Here is a 22,841-nt window from a genome sequence, read left to right on the forward strand (position 1 = left end):
CGGCCACACGTGCGACGTCAAGAAGTAAATCCTTAACGAGATGGCAACGGTGCCATCCGTTCTCTAAGTGAAGGCAGGGGTCGCCGCAGGCAGCGCACCCTCCAAAAGGGTCGAATCGCCCATCTCGCTGAGGGCGAGGGCGAGCGCTCCGAGCACCTCCGCCCGGCCACCGAGTGCCCCGGGGAGAACGGACAGCTGCCGCGCCGCGCTGGGGATCGCATAGCGGCCGACGGACTCCCTGATGGGCCCGAGCACCAGCTCACCGGCCTCGGCGAGATCACCGCCGAGGACCACCCTGCTCGGGTTGAGCAAGTTGCAGAGATTGGCCACTCCACTGCCGATGTGGCGGCCGACGTCGGCGATCACCCGACGGCAGCCCGGGTCACCGTCCCTGGCCAGCCGTACGACGCCTTCCATCGTCAGGTCGGTGCCGTGGCTGGGCTGGAGCAGCGGGAGCACATAGCGTGCGGCCGCGAACGTCTCCAGGCAGCCGCGGTTCCCGCAGCGGCAGACCGGGCCGGATTCATCGAGTGTAATATGTCCTATTTCGCCCGCGGTGCCGCCGGGGCCGCGATAGATTTTCCCGTCGATCACCAGGCCGGCGCCGACACCGCTCGCGACCTTGATGTACGCGAGGTCGCGCACCCCTTTGCCGCTGCCCCAGACCAGCTCGCCCAGGGCGCCGAGATTGGCGTCGTTGTCCACGTGGACGGGCACGCCGAGCCGCTCGCGCAGCTCCTCGGCGGGCTTGGTGCCGCCCCAGCCGGGCAGGATCGCGGTGGACCCCAGCGTCCCCGACTCCACGTCGATCGGCCCCGGCACGCCGAGCCCCACGCCGGCCACCTTGGACCGGGTGACCCCCGTTGCCGCGATCAGGCGAGTGACCAGTCGTTCGGCCCGGTCGAATCCCTGGTCGGCGGAGGCGTCGACGTCCAGCGGCTCGGACTCCTCGGCCAGCACCTGGTGGGCGAGGTTCCCGACCGCGACGCGCAGATGCGTGTGGCCGAAATCGACCCCGATCACGATGCCGGCGTCCCCGCTCAGGCTGACGCTGCGGGCCCGCCGCCCGCCCGCCGACGTGGGCGTGACCTCGACGGTTCCGCCGTCCTTCAGCTCCCGCACGATGTTGGAGACGGTCGCGGCGGACAGACCGGTCGTCCGCGCGATCTCCGCCTGCGTGAGGGACCCGGCCAGGCGTACGGCCCGGACGACCCGCTCCAGGTTGGCTCGGTGCAGTGACGACTGCGACCCTGGAGTCTCCACGACGACCTCCTGAGCGCGGGGCCGCTTCGATGAGGCCCCGTGTATGTCCAACTAGTGAACTCTAAGCTGAGCCGTTCGGGGTTACTCCCGTCAAGAGGTTGAACCGTTTCCGAGTATCCGGACAGCCCGCGCGGACGCCGCCCCCGATCCCCGGGACGGCGTGCGGGCGGGCGGTCGCGGTACGGGCCTATTTCAGGGTCGCCGAGGTCAGCCCCGCCTGCACCTGGCGCTGGAAGGACAGGTACACCACCAGCATCGGCACCATCGCGATGGTCACACCCGCGAACAGCACGGGCAGGTCGGAGGCGTACCCCTGCTGCTGGTTCAACTGGATCAGGCCCTGGGTGAGGACGTACCGCTCGGGGTCGGAACCGCTCTGGGGCTGCATGAGGACCGTCGGCAGGATGAACTGGTTCCACTGGCCCAGCGTGTTGAAGATCCCGACGCTGATCAGTCCGGGCTTCGCCATTGGCAGCATCACCTGGAAGAAGGTCCGGGTGTGCGAGGCGCCGTCGAGGACCGCCGCCTCGAAGACCGCCGTGGGCAGGGTCCGGAAGAAGGCGTGCATGAAGAACACCGTGAACGGCATCGAGTAGGCGACGTAGACCAGGATCAGCCCTTGGTAGGTGTTGAGCATGTCCAGCCGCTTGACCATGAAGAACAGCGGGACCAGGGCCAGGAACACCGGGAACATCGCGCCGGCCACGAAGAAGTAGTACAGCAGCCGGTTGCCCCGGAAGCGGTAGCGGGCCAGCACGTAGGCGGCCATCGAGCCGAAGAGCATGGTCAGCGGCACGGAGAACACCAGGACGATCACGGTGTTCAGGAAGTAGTCGCCGATGCCCTTGTCCCAGGCGCGGCGGAAGACGTCCGGGGACCAGTGCTGCGGCCAGCCGAAGGCCGAGCCGCCGATCTGGGCGTCGGTCTTGAAGGAGCTGAGCACCAGCCACAGCAGGGGCAGCACGACCAGCAGGGCCCACAGGGCGAGGAAGCCGTGGGAGAAGACGTTCAGGACGACGCCCTCGCCGCGCCGGTCGCCGCGCCGGGCGGGAACCCCGGCGGCGGGCCGCTCGGCCGGAGCGGGGGCGGTCTCCTTGGTGGGTGCGCTCATGGTCGTCCCTTGCTCAGAACTCGATGCGCTCGCGGCGGGTGGCGCGCAGCGTGACCACGGACAGGACCAGCGTGAGCAGCAGCATGACGACACCCATCGCGCAGGCGTAGCCGCTCTTGCCGTAGTAGAGGAAGTTCCGCATCATCACCGTCGACATCACGTCGCTGTGGTGGTCGGGACCGCCGCCGTAGGCGCCCATGTTCTGGGTCATCGAGGCGACCAGTACGAACATGTCCATGGCGACGATGCCGAGGTAGACCCAGGCGGTCTGCACGGCGTCCCACAGCAGCGGCAGGGTGATGCGGAAGAAGGACTGGCCGCGGCCCGCCCCGTCGATCAGGGCGGCTTCGTAGATGTCCCGGGGCACGGACTGCATGGCGGCCGAGAACAGCACCAGGTAGAAGCCGACGCCGTGCCACACCACGACGAGCATCAGCGCCCACAGCACCATGTCCGGCTCGTTGAGCCACTCCACCGGGTGGTCGGCGTCGGCGAGTCCCAGTCCGATCAGCGTGCCGTTGAGCAGACCGCCGCCGTCGCTGCGGTACACGGCGTTGAACAGCACCGCGAGAATCGCCAGGGACAGCACCTGCGGGAAGAAGTAGAGGATCTTGTAGAACGACGATCCGGCGACGCCCCGGACCGCGCCGGCCCGGCCCCGTCCGCCCGCGTTCAGCATGAAGGCGAAGAACAGGGCGAGCAGGATCGTGATCACCGGGATGAAGACCAGGAAGAGGATGTTGTGCCAGATGGCCTGGCGGAAGACGTCGTCCTCCCACAGCGCCCGGTAATTGTCGAGACCGACGAAGCGGAAGGTCTGCGACTGCCCCTTCCAGTCGGTCAGCGAATAGCCGAACGTCTGGAGGTAGGGCCAGATCACGAAGATCAGATAAAGCGCCACGGGAATGAGGAGAAACCCCGCGACGAACCGGTACTGCCCTTTGCGCATCGGCGTCCCTGCCCTTGGTGTCTCCGGTCGGCGCCGGCGCCCCCGGAAGGGGGCGCGGGGCGTTGTCACTATGCGGCTTCCGCCGCGCGGGGGCGTCACGCCACGACGGACCGGCGCCCGCGGTCACACCCGCACGCACCCTCGCGGCGCACCGGCGCCCGGAGGGACTAGTCCCGGTGGTTCTTCTTCGACGCGGGGTCCTTGGCCTGCTTGTCCACCGCGGCCTGACACCTCTTCAGCCACTCCTTCGGCTGAATGCGCTTGGCCATCAGTTCGTTGGAGGCGGCCTCCAGGGCGGTCCCCATCTCGCTGTACCACTCGGTGTAGAGGTAGCGGAAGGTGTGGTCGCCGGCCGCCTTGGACGCCTCGACCGTGGACTGGGTGCCCGGGCGCAGCCGGACGCCCGGATCGACGCCGTCCTTGAGGATGGTCAGGGAGTTCGCCTCCTTGGCGAACAGCGTCGACCACTCCTTGGAGAGCATGCGCCGCAGGAACTCCTGGGCCGCCGGCCGGTTGTGCGCCTTCGCCGGGATGATGAAGGGCTCCCCCGAGCCGGCCCGGATGGCCTCGAAGGGCAGCGCGCTGCCGGGCAGCAGCGGCATCGGCAGGAACTTCATGTCGAAGTCCGGCGGAGTCTGCTTGAGCTGCTCGTTCTCCAGCCAGGAGCCGCAGGTGATGAACGCGGCCTTGTACTGGTTCCACCGGGTCTGCGACTCGGTGTGGGTCAGGCCGTTGGTGCCGGGCATCAGGTAGCCCTTCTCGACCACCTCGTACACGGCCTCGACGGCGGCCTGGGCCGCCTCGGAGCCGACGAACGCCCTGGGATCGAGGTTGTCGATGGCCTTCATGGCGTCCAGACCGCCCTTCTTGGCGATCAGGTCCATGATGGCGACGTTGATGTAGTAGGGGAACTTGCCCTGGTGGGCGAGACCGCCGATGCCCTGCGACGTGGCGTCCTTGCAGACGGCGAGGAAGTCGTCCCAGGTCTTCGGCTCCTGCCAGCCCTTGTCCCGGAACAGCTTGCCGGAGTACCACAGGCCCCACACCGTGTAGATGTAGTTGAGCGCGACGACCTTGCCCTCCTGCATGCCCGGGTCGAGCGTGCCGGGGATCAGGGTGTCGCGGACCTTCTTGGCGGGGTCGTCGACCGAGGGCGCGTCCAGCACCTCGGTGAGGTCCAGCAGCTGGCCGTTCCGGTAGAGGACGTCGACCTTGATCTGCTGGGCGCCGGAGTCGTCGACGACGTCCGGCGGGTTGCCGGCGTTGAAGCGCGGCTGCAGCTTGCCGGTGATCTCCTGGGTGCCGGTGTGGGTGGAGGTGATGCCGAGTTCCTCCCTGAAGTCGGCCTCCCACGCCTTGGCGTAGTCGTCGCCGTACCCGCCCTTGAAGACGACGACGTCGAGCTTGCTGTTCTTCTCGGCGCCGAAGGGGTTGTCCGCGGACGTCTTCCCCTTGGTGCCGCCGCCGTCCGGGCCGCCGTCCCCGCCGCCGCTGGCGCACGCGGCCAGCAGGCCCATCGCCGGCACGCCGAGCAGGCCGAGGGCGGCGGACCGTTTCATCAGATCGCGGCGGTCTACACCTGCAAGACCGTGGTTCTCTCCGGAAGTGGATCCCATGCTCAAGTCCTCGCCTTCTCCAGGACTCAGGCGGTGAACCGGATCCTCCCCGGCACCGCGGTCGGGTGAAGCTGGGTGTGCAGGAAGTGCGGAACGCGTGTTTCGCCGGACGTGCGTTCTGTACCGGGCGCGGACAGGTATAGTCCATTTTCCGCCGCCGGAGCAAGATCGAATACAAGGTTCGCAATGGGTCTTTTCCGAGTTGAGACCTCGCGGGAATATGCGCCGCCGATGTGTGCCGCGCGCCGGGAAATCGCGCCATTAATGCCTGAATGCCACAGCCAACACCCTTGACATCACGGGTCACTTGACGACCTACTGGTTCCTGCGCCCGGTAACTGACAACGTTGTCCTCGTGGCGGCGCAGGAGGGGAAATCCGTAGATGCAGCGGAGAACTCGGCACAGATGGGGTCCGGCGGTCGTCCTCACGGCCGCCTTTGTCATGGCCGTCGGCGCTCAGGGGGCGGCGGTCGCCCTGCCCGAAAGGGCTCCGGCGCCCGACCGTGAGTTCGCCTCCTCGTTCGAGGCGGACGATCCGGCGCCGGACTGGCTGAACACCGTCGACACCGGCCCCGACGGCCGCAAGCACGCCTCGGGCGTCGACGGCGGGTACACCACCGGCATCCCGGGCAATGTGACCGACCATGTCACCGAGGTCCGGGCGAGCGGCGAGAACGCGGGCGCCGGCGAGGTGAAGGAGAACCTCGTCGACGGCGAGCCCGGCACCAAGTGGCTGACCTTCGCATCCACCGGCTGGGCGGAGTTCGAGCTGGACAAGCCCGCCAGGATAACGACCTACGCGCTCACCTCGGCCAACGACTACGACGAGCGCGACCCCAAGGACTGGACCCTGCGCGGCTCCAGCGACGGCAAGGAATGGAAGACGATCGACACCCGCTCGGGCGAGAGCTTCCCCGAGCGGTTCCGGACGAAGTCCTACGACCTCGCCGAGCCGGCCGAGTACCGGCACTTCCGGCTGGAGGTGACGGGGAACAACGGCGCCCCGGGCGTCCTGCAGATCGCCGACGTGCAGTTCTCCACCGGCAGCGCAGGCGGTCCGGTGCCGCAGGACATGCTGACGCTGGTCGACCGGGGCCCGAGCGGCTCACCGACCGCCAAGGCGCGGGCCGGTTTCACCGGAAAGCGGGCCCTGCGCTACGCCGGACGGCACACGGCGGCCGGCCGCGCGTACTCCTCCAACAAGGTCTTCGACGTGAACGTGAAGGTCGGCCGCGACACCCAGCTGTCGTACCGCGTCTTCCCCTCGATGGCCGACGGCGACCGCGACTACGACGCCACCAACGTCTCCGTCGACCTCGCCTTCACCGACGGCACCCGGCTGAGCGGCCTGGGCGCGCGGGACCAGCACGGCTTCCCGCTCTCACCGCGCGGGCAGGGGGCGTCGAAGGCGCTGTACGTCAACCAGTGGAACAACGTGGCCGCGCGGATCGGCTCGGTGGCGGCCGGGAAGACCGTCGACCGGATAGTGGTGGCGTACGACTCCCCCGACGGCCCGGCGAAGTTCCGCGGCTGGATCGACGACGTGTCCCTGAAGCCGGTGCCGCCCGCGAAGCCGAAGGCGCACCTGGCGGACTACGCGCTGACCACCCGCGGCACCAACTCCAGCGGCAGCTTCTCGCGCGGCAACGACTTCCCGGCGACGGCCCTGCCGCACGGCTTCAACTTCTGGACGCCGGTCACCAACGCCTCCTCGCTGAGCTGGCTCTACGAGTACGCGCGGGCCAACAACGCCGACAACCTGCCGACGGTCCAGGCGTTCAGCGCGAGCCACGAGCCGAGCCCCTGGATGGGCGACCGGCAGACGTTCCAGGTGATGCCGTCGGCCGCGTCCGGCACCCCGGACACCGGCCGGGAGGCCCGCGCGCTGCCGTTCCGGCACGAGAACGAGACCGCGCGGCCCTACTACTACGGCGTCCGGTTCGAGAACGGCCTGAAGGCCGAGATGGCCCCGACCGACCACGCGGCCGTGCTCCGCTTCACCTACCCCGGCGACGACGCGAGCGTCTTCTTCGACAACGTCACGGATCAGGCGGGCCTCACGCTCGACCGGGAGCACGGGACCGTCACCGGCTACTCGGACGTGAAGTCGGGCCTGTCCACCGGCGCGACCCGGCTGTTCGTGTACGGCACGTTCGACAAGCCGGTGACGGACGGCGCAGCCGGCGGGGTGAAGGGCTACCTGCGCTTCGACGCGGGCGCCGACCGCACCGTGACCCTGCGCCTGGCGACCTCGCTGATCAGCCTCGACCAGGCGAAGGACAACCTGCGCCAGGAGATCCCCGACGGCACCTCCTTCGACGCCGTCAAGGCGCACGCCCGGCACGTCTGGGACGGCCTGCTCGGCAAGGTCGAGGTGGAGGGCGCGACCCCGGACCAGCTGACCACGCTGTACTCCGGCCTGTACCGGCTGTACCTGTACCCCAACTCCGGTTTCGAGAAGGTCGACGGCAGGAACCGCTACGCCTCGCCGTTCTCCCCCATGCCGGGCCCGGACACCCCGACGCACACCGGCGCGAAGATCGTCGACGGCAAGGTGTACGTCAACAACGGCTTCTGGGACACCTACCGGACCACCTGGCCCGCCTACTCGTTCCTGACGCCGTCCCAGGCGGGCGAGATGGTCGACGGGTTCGTGCAGCAGTACAAGGACGGCGGCTGGACCTCCCGCTGGTCCTCCCCCGGCTACGCCGACCTGATGACCGGCACCTCCTCGGACGTGGCGTTCGCCGACGCCTACGTCAAGGGCGTGAAGTTCGACGCGAAGGCGGCGTACGAGGCGGCGGTGAAGAACGCCACCGTCGTCCCGCCCGCCTCGGGCGTCGGCCGCAAGGGCATGAGCACCTCGCCCTTCCTCGGCTACACCCCCACCGACACGCACGAGGGCCTGTCCTGGGCGATGGAGGGCTACGTCAACGACTACGGCATCGCCCGGATGGGCCAGGCGCTGTACCGGAAGACGGGCGAGAAACGCTACCGGGAGGAGTCGCAGTACTTCCTCAACCGGGCCCGCGACTACGTGAAGCTGTTCGACTCCCGGGCCGGCTTCTTCCAGGGCCGGGACGCCGAGGGCCGCTGGCGCGTGGACTCCGCGAAGTACGACCCCCGCGTGTGGGGCTACGACTACACCGAGACCAACGGCTGGGGCTACGCCTTCACCGCCCCGCAGGACAGCCGGGGCCTGGCCAACCTGTACGGCGGCCGGCAGGGCCTCGCCGACAAGCTCGACGAGTACTTCGCCACGCCGGAGACCGCCTCCCCGGACAACGTCGGCTCCTACGGCGGGGTCATCCACGAGATGACCGAGGCCCGCGACGTCCGCATGGGCATGTACGGGCACTCCAACCAGGTCGCGCACCACGTCATCTACATGTACGACGCGGCCGGCGAGCCCTGGAAGGCGCAGGCGTACGTGCGCGAGGCGCTCTCCCGCCTCTACACCGGCAGCGAGATCGGGCAGGGCTACCACGGCGACGAGGACAACGGCGAGCAGTCGGCCTGGTACCTCTTCTCCGCGCTCGGCTTCTACCCGCTGGTCATGGGCAGCGGCGAGTACTCCATCGGCTCCCCGCTGTTCAAGAAGGTCACCGTGCACCTGGAGAACGGCCGCGACCTGGTCGTCAGGGCGCCGCGCAACAGCGCGAAGAACGTCTACGTGCAGGGCGTCATGGTCAACGGCCGCCCCTGGACGTCGACGTCGCTCCCGCACTCGCTGCTGGCCAAGGGCGGGGTCGTGGACTTCTTCATGGGCTCCGAGCCGTCGACGTGGGGCACGGGCGAGAAGGCCGCGCCCGTCTCCATCACCCGCGACGACAAGGTGCCGGCGCCCCGCGCGGACGTCCTGAAGGGTGAGGGCGCCCTGTTCGACGACACCTCGGCGACGAGCGCGACGGTCACCTCCGCCGGCCTGCCGCTTCAGGGCGCCGTGAAGGCGGTGCAGTACACGCTGACCTCGGGGGCGGACCGCGCGAAGGCGCCGACCGGCTGGACGCTCCAGGGCTCCGCCGACGGCACCGCCTGGCGCACCCTGGACCGCCGCTCGGGCGAGAGGTTCGCCTGGGACCGCCAGACCCGGGCCTTCACCGTCGCCGCTCCGGGCCGGTACGCGCAGTACCGCCTCGTCCTGGACGGCGAGTCGACCCTGGCGGAGGTGGAGCTGCTGGCCTGACCGGCCGGGCCGGACGGCCCGCGGACCGAGCGACAGGGAGCGGCCCGCCCCCGGGAAGCCGGGGCCGGGCCGCTCCGGTGCGCCGGGACCCGGTCCGTCGCGAGCGGCTGACAAGGATGTCGCGCCGCATCTCGCCGCTCACGCCGTGCAGTCCCTCACCCGCCCGGCCCGCGGACAGCCGGCGCGGCACTGCCGCCGGCCGCCCGAGCTGAGAGCGGGGCCCGGCGTTCCGCCCGCCGGAGGTCCACCCGTGGCACGGCTGCCGTGGGACGGGGCGGCGACCTCGTGGTGCGGCTGTCCTGGAGCGAGCGGCTCCGGGCGCGGCGCCGCGCGGTCCGGGTACCGGACGCGCGGATCAGGGTCGTGCGGATCCAGCCCGACTGGTGGCGCGCGCTGCGCGGCGCACCGGAGGGAGGCGGGCAGGGGCCTGCCCGCTGCCCGGGTGAGCTCCGGCGTCCCGGAGGACGAGGCGGGGTGTGGGCGAGCGCCGGGGAGCGTGCTGGGGGAGACTTGACAGGGGTCGGCTCAAGTCCTAAGCCGATGGATAGGCGGCCCGGTCCGCGGCCGCGGGTCGCGGTGGGTGAGGAGGTGACCCGCATGAGGGAGCCGGACCTGTACGCGGTGCTGGGCGTGGAGCCCTCGGCCACGACCCGGGCGATCATCTCCGCCTTCCGCCGCAGGGCACGGGAACTGCGGCCGGACACCCGGGTGGACGCGGTCACCGCAGCCCGGTTCGGCTCGGTGACCGCGGCGTACGAGACGCTCCGGGACCCGGTGCGGCGCGCGGCCTACGACCGGGCGCGCCGGCGGCCGTCCCGCGGCCCCGCCGGTCTTGCGCAACCGGACCGGCCTGCCCGCGGCCACCCCGTCGTACCGGGCGCCGCGGCTCCCGAGCCGCCGCTGCGCGCGGGCCCGGTGCACTGGGAACCCGGTGGGCGCACCACCCGGTGAGCGGCCCTGCCGGCACGAGTGAGGACGAGAGGGGAGAACGCAGATGGCGCGTCCGGTCGGTATCGACCTCGGTACGACGAACTCGGTGGTCTCCGTCCTGGAGGGCGGTGAGCCCACCGTCATCACCAACACGGAGGGAGGGCGGACCACGCCGTCGGTCGTGGCGTTCGCCAAGAACGGCGAGGTGCTGGTCGGCGAGGTGGCCAAGCGGCAGGCCGTGACGAACGTGGAGCGCACCGCGCGCTCGGTCAAGCGGTACATGGGCGACCACGCCTGGCGGTTCCCCGAGCACGGGGACATCGACGGCAAGCGGTACACGGCGCAGGAGATCTCCGCGCGCGTGCTGCAGAAGCTGAAGCGCGACGCGGAGGCGTACCTCGGCGAGGACGTGACGGACGCGGTGATCACCGTGCCCGCCTACTTCGACGACGCCCAGCGCCAGGCGACCAAGGAGGCCGGGGAGATCGCGGGCCTGAACGTCCTGCGGATCATCAACGAGCCGACGGCGGCGGCGCTGGCGTACGGCCTGGACCGGGAGAACGACCAGACGGTCCTCGTCTTCGACCTGGGCGGCGGCACCTTCGACGTGTCGCTGCTGGAGATGGGCGAGGGCGTCATCGAGGTGAAGGCCACCAACGGCGACACACGGCTCGGCGGCGACGACTGGGACCAGCGGCTCGTGGACCACCTGGTCCAGCGGTTCAGGAACAACTACGGCGTCGACCTGTCCCGGGACAAGATGGCCGTGCAGCGGCTGCGGGAGGCGGCGGAGCGGGCGAAGATCGAACTGTCCTCCTCCAGCGAGACCTCGATCAACCTGCCGTACATCACGGCGTCCGCGGAGGGCCCGCTGCACCTGGACGAGAAGCTCACCCGGACCCAGCTGCAGCAGCTGACCGCGGATCTGCTGGAGCGCTGCAAGACGCCGTTCCACAACGCGGTGAAGGACGCCGGGATCAAGGTGTCCGACATCGACCACGTCGTCCTGGTGGGCGGTTCGACGCGGATGCCGGCCGTCACGGAGCTGGTGAAGGAGCTGACCGGCAAGGAGCCGCACAAGGGGGTGAACCCGGACGAGGTGGTGGCCGTCGGCGCCAGCCTGCAGGCCGGTGTGCTCAAGGGCGAGGTCAAGGACGTCCTGCTGCTCGACGTCACCCCGCTGTCCCTCGGCATCGAGACCAAGGGCGGCATCATGACCAAGCTGATCGAGCGGAACACCACGATCCCGACCCGGCGCTCGGAGATCTTCACCACGGCCGAGGACAACCAGCCCTCGGTGACGGTCCAGGTCTACCAGGGCGAGCGGGAGATCGCCGCGTACAACAAGAAGCTCGGCATGTTCGAGCTGAGCGGCCTGCCGCCGGCGCCCCGCGGGGTGCCTCAGGTCGAGGTGGCGTTCGACATCGACGCCAACGGCATCATGCACGTCTCCGCGAAGGACCTCGGCACCGGCAGGGAGCAGAAGATGACGGTGACCGGCGGTTCGGCGCTCCCCCGCGACGACATCGACCGGATGGTCCGGGAGGCGGAGCAGCACGCGGAGGAGGACCGCAGGCGACGGGAGGCCGCGGAGACGCGGAACCAGGCCGAGCAGCTCGTCTACTCCACCGAGAAGCTGATCAGGGACAGCGGCGACCGGATCCCGGCCGACGCGAGGACCGAGACGGAGGCGGCGCTGGCCGACCTGAAGGAGAAGCTGAAGTCGCAGGACACGGCGGCGATCCGGCAGGCCCTGGACCGTGCGGCGCTGGCCGCCCAGAAGATCGGTACGGCGCTGTACGAACGCTCGCGCGGCGAACAGGACGCGCACAGCGGCGCCGGCGGCACGGCGGCCGCCTCCGGCGGGGACGACGAGGTGGTGGACGCCGAGGTCGTGGACGACGACAAGCCGGAGGCGGGGTGACGATGGACGGACTGCGGACGCGCGGCACGGGTGAGGCGGAGCGCCTGCTCGAGGAGCGCACCGCCGACGTGCAGCGGGTGAAGGCGGAGTACGACAACTACCGCAAGCGGGTGCGGCGGGACCGCATGGCCGTGCGCGAGATCGCCGTCGGCAACGTGCTGACCGCCCTGCTGCCGGTGGTGGACGCGGTGGACCGGGCGTGCGCCCACGAACCGCTGACCCCCGGCCTGCGGGACGTCCGCGACACGCTGCGCACGCAGCTGGGCTCGCTGGGCCTGCAGGCGTTCGGGGAGCGGGGCGAGCCGTTCGACCCGGCGTGCCACGAGGCGGTCGTGCACCGTGCGGCGCCGGGCGCCGAAGGGCTGGTCTGCGCGGAGGTCCTGCGCCCCGGCTACCGGGTCGGCGACCGCCTGCTGCGTCCCGCGCGGGTGGTTGTCGCCGGGCCGTCGTGACCGGAACGCGCCGCCCGGTGCGGCGCGGTCCGTCTGTCCAGCTCGTGAACGACCGTAGCCACCCGGTGGACACCGGTGCTACAAATGCCGCATGTCGGACGCATCTGCCCGATTTCAGCGCATCGCATGGCGCGCCGTGATCGGCAAGAGTCCCCGGAGCGTCGCCGGCCAGGTCTTCCTGCTGCAGGTGGCGCTGGTCGTCCTGCTCGTGCTCGGTGCCGTCCTGGCGCTCGTCCTGCAGTCGAGGCGGGACACCAGTACCGAGGCCCGGCGGCGGTCGGTGGCCGTCGCCCAGACCTTCGCCCACTCCCCGGGCCTGCTCCAGGCCCTGCGCAGCCCTGATCCCTCCCGGGTCCTGCAGCCGCTGACCGAGGCGGGGCGCAGATCCGCGGGCGTCGACTTCATCGTCGTCATGGACACCCACGGCATCCGCTACACCCATCCGCTGCCCAGCCGGATCGGCCACCGGTTCGTGGGGCGGATCGGGCCGTCGCTGGCCGGGAGGGTGTACACGGAGAGCGTCCACGGCCCGCTGGGCCACGAGGTGCAGGCCACGGTGCCCGTCGACGACACGCACGGCAAGGTGGTCGCCCTCGTCTCGGCCGGGCTGAAGGTCAAGAACGTCACCAGCGAGCTGGACCGGCAGCTGCCGATCATCCTGGCCGCGGGGGCCGGGGCGCTGGTGGTGTCGACGGGCGGCACGGCGCTGGTGGGCAGGAGGCTGCAGCGGCAGACCCACAGCCTGGCCCCGGACGAGATGACCCGTATGTACGAGCATCACGACACGGTCCTGCACTCGGTGCGGGAGGGCGTGCTCATCATCGGTGCGGACGGCCGGCTGCTGCTCGTCAACGACGAGGCGAGACGGCTGCTGGAGCTGCCCGCCGACGCCGAGGGGCGCCAGGTGCGGGACCTGCCCGGCCTCGACCCGTCGACGGTGTCGCTGCTCGCCTCCGGGCGCGAGGCCAGCGACGAGGTGCACTTCGCCAAGGGCCGCCTCCTGGCGGTCAACCAGCGGCCCACCGACCGTGCGGGAGGGCCCGGCGGCACCGTGGTGACGCTCCGCGACTCCACCGAGCTGCAGGCGGTGTCCGGCAGGGCGGAGGTCGCCAGGGAGCGGCTGGAGCTGCTGTACGACGCCGGGCTCGGCATCGGCACCACCCTGGACGTGGTCCGCACGGCCGACGAGCTGGCGCATGTCGCCGTCCCCCGGTTCGCCGACTTCGTCACCGTCGACCTGGCCGACGCCGTGCTCCAGGGCGAGGAGCCGGCTCCGGCGGCGACGGAGATGCGGCGGGTCGCCGTGGGCGGCATCCGGGACGACCATCCCCTCTACGAGGAGGGCCGGCTGATCGAGTTCCTGCCCTCCACCCCGCAGGCCCGCGGTTACGGCGCCGGGCGCTCCATGCTGGTGACCGACCTGTCGGCGGCCGAGGGCTGGCGCGCGCAGGACCCGGAGCGGACCCGGCAGATCCTCGACTACGGCATCCACTCGCTGATCGCCGCGCCGATCCGGGCCCGCGGCGTCGTGCTGGGCATGGCCAACTTCTGGCGCGCCAAACGGGAGCCGTTCGACGCGGAGGAGCTGTCCCTGGCGGAGGAGCTGGTGGCGCGTGCCGCGGTCAGCATCGACAACGCCCGCCGGTACACCCGCGAACACGCGCTCGCGGTCACCCTGCAGCGCAGCCTGCTGCCGCGGGCCCTGCCCGTGCAGAGCGCCCTCGACGTCGGCTACCGCTATCTGCCCGCGCAGTCGGGGGTGAGCGGCGACTGGTTCGACGTCATCCCGCTGCCCGGCAGCCGGGTGGCGCTGGTCGTCGGCGACGTGGTGGGGCACGGTCTGCACGCGGCCGCGACGATGGGCCGGCTGCGGACCGCGGTGCACAACTTCTCCACGCTCGACCTGCCGCCCGACGAGCTGCTCGGCCACCTCGACGACCTGGTCGGCCGGATCGACCAGGACGAGGCCTGCGCCCGGGGCGGCGTGGAGATCGCGGGCGCCACCTGCCTGTACGCGATCTACGATCCGGTGACCCGCCGCTGCGTCATGGCCCGTGCCGGGCACCTGGCGCCCGCGCTGGTCCGGCCCGACGGCTCCGTCGTCTTCCCCGACCTTCCGGCCGGGCCCCCGCTGGGCCTCGGCGGCATGCCGTTCGAGACGGCGGAGCTGGAACTGGCCGAGGGGAGCCAGCTCGTGCTGTACACCGACGGCCTCGTCGAGGACCGCACCCGGGACCTGGACGAGGGCATGGAGATGCTGCGCCGGGCCCTGGCGGACCACCCCGGCCGGCCGCCGGAGGAGAGCTGCCGGGCGGTGCTGGAGCGGCTGCTGCCCGAGCGTCCCGGGGACGACGTCGCGCTGCTCGTCGCGCGCACCCGCGCGCTGCCGGCCGACCGGGTCGCCGACTGGGACGTGCCGCGCGATCCGGCCGCCGTGTCCGGGATGCGCGGCGCCGTCTCCGGCAAGCTGGAGGAGTGGGGACTGGCCGAGCTGGGCTTCGGCATGGAACTCGTGCTGAGCGAGCTGATCACCAATGCGATCCGCTACGGCTCCGACCCGGTGCACGTGCGGCTCATCCACGACCGCACGCTGATCTGCGAGGTGGCCGACGGCAGCAGCACCTCGCCGCATCTGCGGTACGCGGCGACGACCGACGAGGGCGGCCGGGGCCTGTTCCTGGTCTCGCAGCTCGCGGAGCGCTGGGGCACCCGGTACAACCCGCACGGCAAGGTGATCTGGGCCGAACTGGCGCTGCCGAACGTCCCGGACTGCCCGGACGACTGACCCGGCGGGCGTCGGGCGACGCGCGAAGGGCCGCACCCCCGGTGACGGGGGTGCGGCCCTGGACGGCCCGGCCGTGCCGCTTGCGCGCGGAGCAGGCCGCTACTTGCGGATCAGGCTGCGCAGCACGTACTGCATGATGCCGCCGTTGCGGTAGTAGTCGGCCTCACCGGGGGTGTCGATGCGGACGACCGCGTCGAACTCGACACCGGTGTCGGTGGCGACCTTCACCGTGCGCGGCGTGCGGCCCTCGTTGAGCTCGGTGACGCCGGTGATGGAGAAGGTCTCCTCGCCGGTCAGGCCGAGGGACTCCGCGGAGGCGCCCTCCGGGAACTGCAGCGGCAGGACGCCCATGCCGATGAGGTTCGAGCGGTGGATGCGCTCGTACGACTCGGCGATGACGGCCTTGACGCCGAGGAGCGCGGTGCCCTTGGCCGCCCAGTCGCGGGACGAGCCGGAGCCGTACTCCTTGCCGGCCAGGACGACCAGCGGGATGCCGGCGGCCTGGTAGTTCTGCGAGGCGTCGTAGATGAAGGAGACCGGGCCGCCCTCCTGCGTGAAGTCACGCGTGTAGCCGCCCTCGGTGCCCGGCGCGATCTGGTTGCGCAGGCGGATGTTGGCGAACGTGCCGCGGATCATGACCTCGTGGTTGCCGCGGCGGGAGCCGTAGCTGTTGAAGTCGCGGCGCTCCACACCGTGCTCGGTGAGGTACTTGCCCGCCGGGGTGTCGGCCTTGATCGCGCCGGCCGGGGAGATGTGGTCGGTGGTGACCGAGTCGCCCAGCTTGGCGAGGACGCGGGCGCCGGAGATGTCGGTGACGGGCTCCGGGTCCATCTGCATGCCCTCGAAGTACGGGGGCTTGCGGACGTAGGTGGACTGCGGGTCCCACTCGAAGGTGTCGCCGGTCGGGACCGGGAGCGACTGCCACTGGGCGTCGCCGGCGAAGACGTCGCTGTAGGACTTGGAGAACATGTCCTCGCCGATGGCGCTGGCGACGACCTCGTTCACCTCGGCCTCGGAGGGCCAGATGTCCTTGAGGTAGACCGGGTTGCCGTCCTGGTCGGCGCCCAGGGGCTCACGGGTGATGTCCACCTTCATCGAGCCCGCGATAGCGTACGCGACGACCAGCGGCGGGGACGCCAGGTAGTTCATCTTGACGTCGGGGTTGATCCGGCCCTCGAAGTTGCGGTTGCCGGACAGGACCGAGACGACGGCCAGGTCGTTGTCGTTGACGGCCTTGGAGACCTCCTCCGGCAGCGGGCCGGAGTTGCCGATGCAGGTGGTGCAGCCGTAGCCGACGAGGTTGAAGCCCAGCTTGTCCAGGTACGGGGTGAGGCCGGCCTTCTCGAAGTAGTCGGTGACGACCTTCGAGCCCGGGGCGAGGGTGCTCTTCACCCACGGCTTGCGGGTGAGGCCCTTCTCGACCGCCTTCTTGGCGACGAGGGCCGCGCCGATCATGACGTACGGGTTGGAGGTGTTGGTGCAGGAGGTGATGGCGGCGACCGTCACCGCACCGTGGTCCAGCTCGTAGGTGGTGCCGTCGGCGGCGGTCACCTGGACGGGGTTGGACGGCACGGCGCCGTTGCCCTGGCCGTGCTGCGGGGCGCCGGCGCCGTTCTCCTGGTGGCCGTAGGCGGGGGCGTCGGAGGCCGGGAAGGACTCGGCGCTGGCCTCGTCGACCGGGGAGGCGGCGGCGTCCGGCGTCTGCCCGGCAGGCGCCTCGACGTAGTTGAGGACGTCCTTGGCGAACTGCTGGGCGGCCTCGGCGAGGACGATGCGGTCCTGCGGGCGCTTGGGGCCGGCGATGGACGGGACGACCGTGGACAGGTCCAGCTCGAGCTTCTCGGAGAAGTCGGGCTCGGCCGCCGGGTCCAGCCACAGGCCCTGCTCCTTGGCGTAGGCCTCGACCAGGGCGACCTGCTGCTCGCTGCGGCCGGTCAGGCGCAGGTAGTTCAGGGTCTCGTCGTCGATCGGGAAGATCGCGGCGGTGGAGCCGAACTCCGGCGACATGTTGCCGATGGTGGCGCGGTTGGCCAGGGAGGTCGCGGCCACGCCCTCGCCGTAGAACTCGACGAACTTGCCGACCACACCGTGCTTGCGGAGCATCTCGGTGATGGTGAGCACGAGGTCGGTGGCGGTGGTGCCGGGCTGCAGCTCGCCGGTGAGCTTGAAGCCGACGACGCGCGGGATCAGCATGGAGACCGGCTGGCCGAGCATGGCGGCCTCGGCCTCGATGCCGCCGACGCCCCAGCCGAGGACGCCGAGGCCGTTGACCATGGTGGTGTGCGAGTCGGTGCCGACCAGCGTGTCCGGGTAGGCCTTGCCGTCGCGGACCATGACGACACGGGCCAGGTGCTCGATGTTCACCTGGTGGACGATGCCGGTGCCCGGCGGGACGACCTTGAACTCGTCGAAGGCGGTCTGGCCCCAGCGCAGGAACTGGTAGCGCTCCTTGTTGCGGCCGTACTCCAGCTCGACGTTCTGCTTGAAGGCGTCGTTCGTGCCGAACTTGTCGGCGATGACGGAGTGGTCGATGACCAGCTCGGCCGGCGCCAGCGGGTTGATCTTGGCCGGGTCGCCGCCCAGCTCCTTGACGGCCTCGCGCATCGTGGCCAGGTCCACGACGCAGGGGACGCCGGTGAAGTCCTGCATGATCACGCGGGCCGGCGTGAACTGGATCTCCTGGGAGGGCTGGGCCTGGGAGTCCCAGGTGCCGAGGGCGCGGATGTGGTCGGCGGTGATGTTCGCGCCGTCCTCCGTGCGGAGCAGGTTCTCCAGCAGGACCTTGAGGCTGTACGGCAGCCGGGCCGAGCCCTCCACCTTGTCCAGCCGGAAGATCTCGTACGACTCGCCGCCCACCTGCAGCGTGCTGCGGGCGTCGAAGCTGTTCGCCGACACGACAGTCTCCTTCATTGATGTGCGCGTACCACCGTCAATCGTGCCGCCACGCCGTCTCGGCCGGTCCGCTGAGGTCAGGCTAAGTTAGGTAGCCCTTACTGGCTGGCGGCTGCGGTGCGCCTCGGCAGATATCTCGATGTCGAGATAACTCTAGTACATGAGGGCCGACAGGTCATGCCCGGACCTCGCCGGATCCCCGCTCCGCCGGGCAGCCGTGCGGCCGTGCCGCCGGGCGGGGGCGCCGCCGGGCGGGGCTGCCGGCGCACCGCCGGGAGGGGGCGCCGGCGCGCGGGGGGCGAGGCCGGCGCGAGGCGGCGACGACCGCCACGCGGCAGGACGTCGGCCCTGAGCGCCCATCAGTTCGCGAGGCGGGGGTAACCGGACCTGGAGGACGCGTACGGACGCGTATGGACGCGGACGGACGCGGACGGACGCGGACGGACGCGTACCGCGAGTCCCGCGAAAGGAGCCACGATGCCCCTCACGTTCCGCAAGAGCTTCCGCATCCTCCCCGGGGTGCGCCTGAACATCAACAAGCGGTCCTGGTCCCTCACCACCGGCGGGAAGCACGGCCCCCGCCACACCCGCAGCAGCAACGGGCGCCGTACGACGTCGATGGACCTGCCTGGGCCGTTCGGGTGGCGCCGCACCCGCTCGACCAGGGAGCGTTGACGGCCCGTCACCCGAACGGCCCCCCCAAGAGGCGCCATCTCATATCTGAGATAGCCTCAACCTCATGTCAGACGACTACCTCGTACGCATCGGCAAGCTCATCCGTGACGCCCGGCAGCACCGGGGCTGGACCCAGGCGCAGCTCGCGGAGGCGCTCGGCACCAGTCAGAGCGCGGTCAACCGCATCGAGCGCGGCAACCAGAACATCAGCCTTGAGATGATCGCCCGAATCGGCGAAGCCCTGGACAGCGAGATCGTGTCGCTGGGCTATGCGGGTCCGATGCATCTGCGTGTGGTCGGCGGCCGCCGGCTGTCCGGCGCCATCGACGTCAAGACCAGCAAGAACGCCTGCGTGGCCCTGCTGTGCGCCTCGCTGCTGAACAAGGGGCGCACGGTGCTGCGCCGGGTGGCGCGGATCGAGGAGGTGTACCGCCTGCTGGAGGTGCTCAACTCCATCGGCGTGCGCACCCGTTGGATCAACGACGGCGTCGACCTCGAACTCGTGCCGCCGGCCGAGCTGGAGATGGCGGCGATCGACGCGGAGGCCGCCGTCCGCACCCGCTCCATCATCATGTTCCTGGGTCCGCTGCTGCACCGCATGGACCGCTTCAAGCTGCCCTACGCCGGCGGCTGCGACCTGGGCACGCGGACCATCGAGCCGCACATGATCGCGCTGCGCCGGTTCGGCCTCGACGTCGCGGCCACCGAGGGGCAGTACCACGCCCGGGTGGACCGCACCGTCCGCCCCGACCGGCCCATCGTGCTGACCGAACGCGGCGACACGGTGACCGAGAACGCGCTGCTGGCCGCCGCCCGGCACGACGGCGTCACCGTCATCCGCAACGCCTCCTCCAACTACATGGTCCAGGACCTGTGCTTCTTCCTGGAGGCGCTGGGCGTCAAGGTGGAGGGCATCGGCACCACCACCCTCACCGTGCACGGCGTGCCCAACATCGACGTGGACGTCGACTACTCCCCCTCCGAGGACCCGGTCGAGGCGATGAGCCTGCTGGCCGCGGCCGTGGTGACGGAGTCGGAGCTGACGGTGCGCCGGGTGCCGATCGAGTTCCTGGAGATCGAGCTGGCGGTCCTGGAGGAGATGGGCCTGGACCACGACCGGTCCCCGGAGTACTTCGCGGACAACGGCCGCACCCGCCTGGTCGACCTGACGGTCCGCCCCTCCAAGCTGGAGGCGCCGATCGACAAGATCCACCCCATGCCGTTCCCCGGCCTGAACATCGACAACGTCCCGTTCTTCGCGGCCATCGCCGCGTCCGCGCAGGGCCAGACCCTCATCCACGACTGGGTCTACGACAACCGCGCGATCTACCTGACCGACCTCAACCGCCTCGGCGGGCGCCTGCAGCTCCTGGACCCGCACCGGGTGCTGGTCGAGGGCCCGACCCGCTGGCGCGCCGCCGAGATGATGTGCCCGCCGGCCCTGCGTCCCGCGGTGGTCGTCCTGCTGGCGATGATGGCGGCCGAGGGCACGTCGGTGCTGCGCAACGTGTACGTCATCAACCGCGGTTACGAGGACCTCGCCGAGCGCCTGAACTCCATCGGCGCGCAGATCGAGATCTTCCGGGACATCTGACGCCTTCGAAGGAGCGCCGCCACACCCGTCCTGAGCTGCATGAGCGCGAGGAGGGAGGGGGCGTGGCGGCGCCTGGGACTTTTTCCGGGACTTCTGGCCGCGACCGAAGCATTCCGGTCGCCGCGCCCTCCACGTGACCGGGTTCGATGAACTCCGTGCGTCTGGCGCGGCTCGGTGCGGCCCTGCGGAGTGCGGGCCGGACGTGGGCTGGGCAGCCGCGGGATCAGGGGGAGTCGGCGGGGACGGGCGAAAGCCGGTAGGCGCCCTCGTGCGTGACGACGCGGCCGGCGGTGGGTGGCGCGAAGTGGGTGCCCAGGACGAGGGTGTCCGTTCCGGCGAGCGAGCCGAGCAGCGTGCGGCGCGTCGCCTCGGACCGCTCGGGCTCGATGTCGACGCAGGCCCCGATCTCGGGGTGGGCGAGCTGAACGGGGTGGTGGACGCAGTCGCCGGTGATCAGAGCCGTCTCGCCGCGGCTGGTCAGCTCAAGGGCGATGTGGCCGGGGGTGTGCCCGGGGGTGGGGATCAGGCGCAGGCCCGGGACGACCTCGACGCCGTCGGCGGGGACGTCGACGAGGTCGAGCAGCCCGGCTTCCTCCACCGGGATCACGGAGTCGCGGAACATCTGCCGGCGCGCCTCCTCCATGTTGTACCCGGCCCAGAACTCCCGCTCGACGCGCGAGGTGAGGTAGCGGGCGTTGCGGAAGGTGGGCACCCACTCTCCGTTCACCTCACGCGTGTTCCAGCCGACGTGGTCGGCGTGCAGGTGGGTGAGGATCACCAGGTCGACGGAGTCCGGGGGGAATCCTGCGGCGGTGAGGCCTTGAAGGTAGTCGGTGTCCAGGTTGTGCCAGGCGGGGTTGGCCCGCTGCTTGCCGTTGCCGATGCCGGTGTCCACCAGGATGCGCAGCCCGTCCACGGTGAACGCGAAGCTGTGGCTGTCGAGGTGCAGGATGCCCTCGTCGTCGGCGAAGTGGGGGCGCAGCCAGTCCTGTCCGGCGACGACGTCCGGGGTGGCGCCGGGCAGCAGCCACGGTCCGGTGGCGGGCGGCAGGAGGATCTCGTCGATGCGGTGGACGGTGATGTCGCCCACGGTCCAGGAGGGCGCGGCGGTCGTGTCGGCGGCCGGTGGTGCGGTCATGATCGGTCCTCTCCTCTGGTCTCGTCACGGGAGGTTGCCGTGCGCGCTGTCGGCTGTCCTGCGCCCCGGCACGGCGAGTGCCGCCAGGGCCGCGACGGCGAGCAGGGCGGCGGCGATGGTGCAGGCGTGGGCGGTGGTACCCAGCCCGTAGTGCTGGGTGGCGGCTCCGGCGGCGATGGCGGGCAGGCTCATGGACAGGTAGCCGAGGACGTGGTAGGCGGCCAGGGTGGCGGCGCGGTCCCGCTCGTCGAGCGAGGTGAGCGTCATGCGCAGCGCCCCTTGGGAGACGGCCCCGAAGGCGACTCCGGCCAGGGCCGCGCCGCCGTGGACGGCGAGCAGGCCGGCGCCGTGCAGACCGAGCAGGCTCAGGGCCGCGGACGGGATGACGGCCGCGCTTCCGCCGGCGGCGGCGGCGCGCGGCGCCGTGCACCGCAGGGTCCACACGGTGAGCGTGGCCGCGGCGGTGAGCACGAAGAAGACCATGCCACCGGCCGCCTGTGAGGCGCCTGGGGCCACGAGGTGCACGAGCGCCGGCCCGAGGGAGGAGTAGAAGCCGCCCAGGGCCCACACGGCGACGACGGCGGTGCCGACCGCCGGCAGGGCGCTGCGCACCGACGGCGGCACGGCGAGGTGGGGGCGCAGCGACCGCAGGACGCCGGCGTGCGGGCGGGCCGTCTCCGCGGTGCATGTGACCGCGATCGCCTGGGCGGTGAAGAGGACCGCCAGCAGGACGTACACCGTGACCGTGGGCGCGGGGCCGAAGCGGACGAGGAGGGCGGAGGCCAGGACGCCGGTGGCCATGCCCGCCACCGGGGCGATGCTGTTGGTCAGGGCGGGCCGGCCCGGACGCAAGGGGTCCTGAAGGTCGAGCAGGGCCGCTCCCGCGGCGCTGGTGGCCGCGCCGGTGGCTGCTCCCTGCAGGATCCGGGCGGTGACCAGCGCTCCGGCGCCGTCTGCCGATGCCAGCAGCACCATGGACGCGGCCTCCAGCAGCAGGGCGCCCACCAGGACGGGGCGCCGCCCGAGGTGGTCGGAGAGCCCACCGGTGGTGAGCAGGGCCAGCAGCAGCGTCAGGGAGTAGGCGCTGAAGACCACGGTGACGGTGAGCGCGGACAGGTCCCAGTGTTCCTGGTAGCGGGGGTAGAGGGGTGTCGGCGCACTGGAGGCCGCGAGGAGCGCGGCAAGGATCGAGGCGTGCAGGACGAAGGACGCCGTGCGGTGGGCGGCCCGGGCGCCGGCACCCGGGTGGCTGGATCGCGCAGGTGCGCGTGGCGTGACGGTGGGCACGGGACTCACTCCTCGGCGCTAAACGCAATGGATTTGCG

The 22,841-nt window shown here is 71.1% G+C and carries 14 protein-coding genes; 7 read left to right on the forward strand and 7 right to left on the reverse strand.

Annotated features, from left to right (window positions below; all coding sequences use genetic code 11):
- Window positions 1-63: 63 nt before the first annotated feature.
- From ABZ261_RS01350 to ngcE, 4 genes are all read right to left on the reverse strand, one after another.
- A complete protein-coding gene (locus ABZ261_RS01350) occupies window positions 64-1,263 on the reverse strand; it encodes an ROK family transcriptional regulator (RefSeq protein WP_356854508.1) in 1,200 nt (399 codons plus the stop codon).
- A gap of 187 nt (window positions 1,264-1,450) precedes the next feature.
- Complete coding sequence (locus tag ABZ261_RS01355) at window positions 1,451-2,374, reverse strand: carbohydrate ABC transporter permease (RefSeq protein ID WP_356854509.1); 924 nt, start codon at window positions 2,372-2,374, stop codon at window positions 1,451-1,453.
- Between the two features lie 13 nt (window positions 2,375-2,387).
- A complete protein-coding gene (locus ABZ261_RS01360; RefSeq protein ID WP_356854510.1) occupies window positions 2,388-3,323 on the reverse strand; it encodes a sugar ABC transporter permease in 936 nt (311 codons plus the stop codon).
- Window positions 3,324-3,490: 167 nt separating this feature from the next.
- Window positions 3,491-4,939: an N-acetylglucosamine/diacetylchitobiose ABC transporter substrate-binding protein gene (gene ngcE / locus ABZ261_RS01365; protein WP_356854511.1), complete on the reverse strand. Its 1,449-nt coding sequence runs from the start codon at window positions 4,937-4,939 to the stop codon at window positions 3,491-3,493.
- 383 nt (window positions 4,940-5,322) lie between these two features.
- Here ngcE and ABZ261_RS01370 point away from each other — a divergent pair, with 383 nt between their 5' ends.
- The 5 genes from ABZ261_RS01370 to ABZ261_RS01390 all read left to right on the forward strand — a co-directional run bounded on the left by ABZ261_RS01370 (window position 5,323) and on the right by ABZ261_RS01390 (window position 15,217).
- On the forward strand, window positions 5,323-9,126 hold the full coding sequence (locus tag ABZ261_RS01370; protein ID WP_356854512.1) for a GH92 family glycosyl hydrolase: 3,804 nt from the start codon (window positions 5,323-5,325) through the stop codon (window positions 9,124-9,126).
- A gap of 597 nt (window positions 9,127-9,723) precedes the next feature.
- Window positions 9,724-10,077 carry a J domain-containing protein gene (locus tag ABZ261_RS01375; protein ID WP_356854513.1) on the forward strand — a complete coding sequence of 118 codons (354 nt, stop codon included), beginning with the start codon at window positions 9,724-9,726 and terminating at the stop codon, window positions 10,075-10,077.
- Window positions 10,078-10,120: 43 nt separating this feature from the next.
- Complete coding sequence (dnaK, locus tag ABZ261_RS01380; RefSeq protein ID WP_356854514.1) at window positions 10,121-11,980, forward strand: molecular chaperone DnaK; 1,860 nt, start codon at window positions 10,121-10,123, stop codon at window positions 11,978-11,980.
- Between the two features lie 2 nt (window positions 11,981-11,982).
- Window positions 11,983-12,432, forward strand: a complete 450-nt coding sequence (gene grpE / locus ABZ261_RS01385; RefSeq protein WP_356854585.1) for a nucleotide exchange factor GrpE — start codon at window positions 11,983-11,985, stop codon at window positions 12,430-12,432.
- A gap of 91 nt (window positions 12,433-12,523) precedes the next feature.
- Window positions 12,524-15,217 carry a SpoIIE family protein phosphatase gene (locus ABZ261_RS01390; RefSeq protein WP_356854515.1) on the forward strand — a complete coding sequence of 898 codons (2,694 nt, stop codon included), beginning with the start codon at window positions 12,524-12,526 and terminating at the stop codon, window positions 15,215-15,217.
- 99 nt (window positions 15,218-15,316) lie between these two features.
- Here the strand turns inward: ABZ261_RS01390 and ABZ261_RS01395 are convergent, their stop codons facing one another.
- Window positions 15,317-18,112, reverse strand: a complete 2,796-nt coding sequence (locus ABZ261_RS01395; RefSeq protein ID WP_356854586.1) for an aconitate hydratase — start codon at window positions 18,110-18,112, stop codon at window positions 15,317-15,319.
- A 474-nt stretch (window positions 18,113-18,586) separates the two neighbouring features.
- On the opposite strand from ABZ261_RS01395, the gene ABZ261_RS01400 reads away from it, so the two are divergent.
- Window positions 18,587-18,784, forward strand: coding sequence for a DUF4236 domain-containing protein (locus tag ABZ261_RS01400; protein ID WP_356854516.1), 198 nt, complete (start codon window positions 18,587-18,589; stop codon window positions 18,782-18,784).
- Between the two features lie 64 nt (window positions 18,785-18,848).
- On the forward strand, window positions 18,849-20,378 hold the full coding sequence (locus ABZ261_RS01405; protein WP_356854517.1) for a UDP-N-acetylglucosamine 1-carboxyvinyltransferase: 1,530 nt from the start codon (window positions 18,849-18,851) through the stop codon (window positions 20,376-20,378).
- Between the two features lie 223 nt (window positions 20,379-20,601).
- Here the strand turns inward: ABZ261_RS01405 and ABZ261_RS01410 are convergent, their stop codons facing one another.
- A complete protein-coding gene (locus tag ABZ261_RS01410) occupies window positions 20,602-21,516 on the reverse strand; it encodes an MBL fold metallo-hydrolase (protein WP_356854518.1) in 915 nt (304 codons plus the stop codon).
- A gap of 24 nt (window positions 21,517-21,540) precedes the next feature.
- Window positions 21,541-22,803 carry an MFS transporter gene (locus ABZ261_RS01415; RefSeq protein ID WP_356854519.1) on the reverse strand — a complete coding sequence of 421 codons (1,263 nt, stop codon included), beginning with the start codon at window positions 22,801-22,803 and terminating at the stop codon, window positions 21,541-21,543.
- Window positions 22,804-22,841 lie beyond the last annotated feature (38 nt).

It is taken from the genome of Streptomyces sp. NPDC006193 (genome assembly GCF_040613915.1).
Lineage (GTDB): Bacteria > Actinomycetota > Actinomycetes > Streptomycetales > Streptomycetaceae > Streptomyces.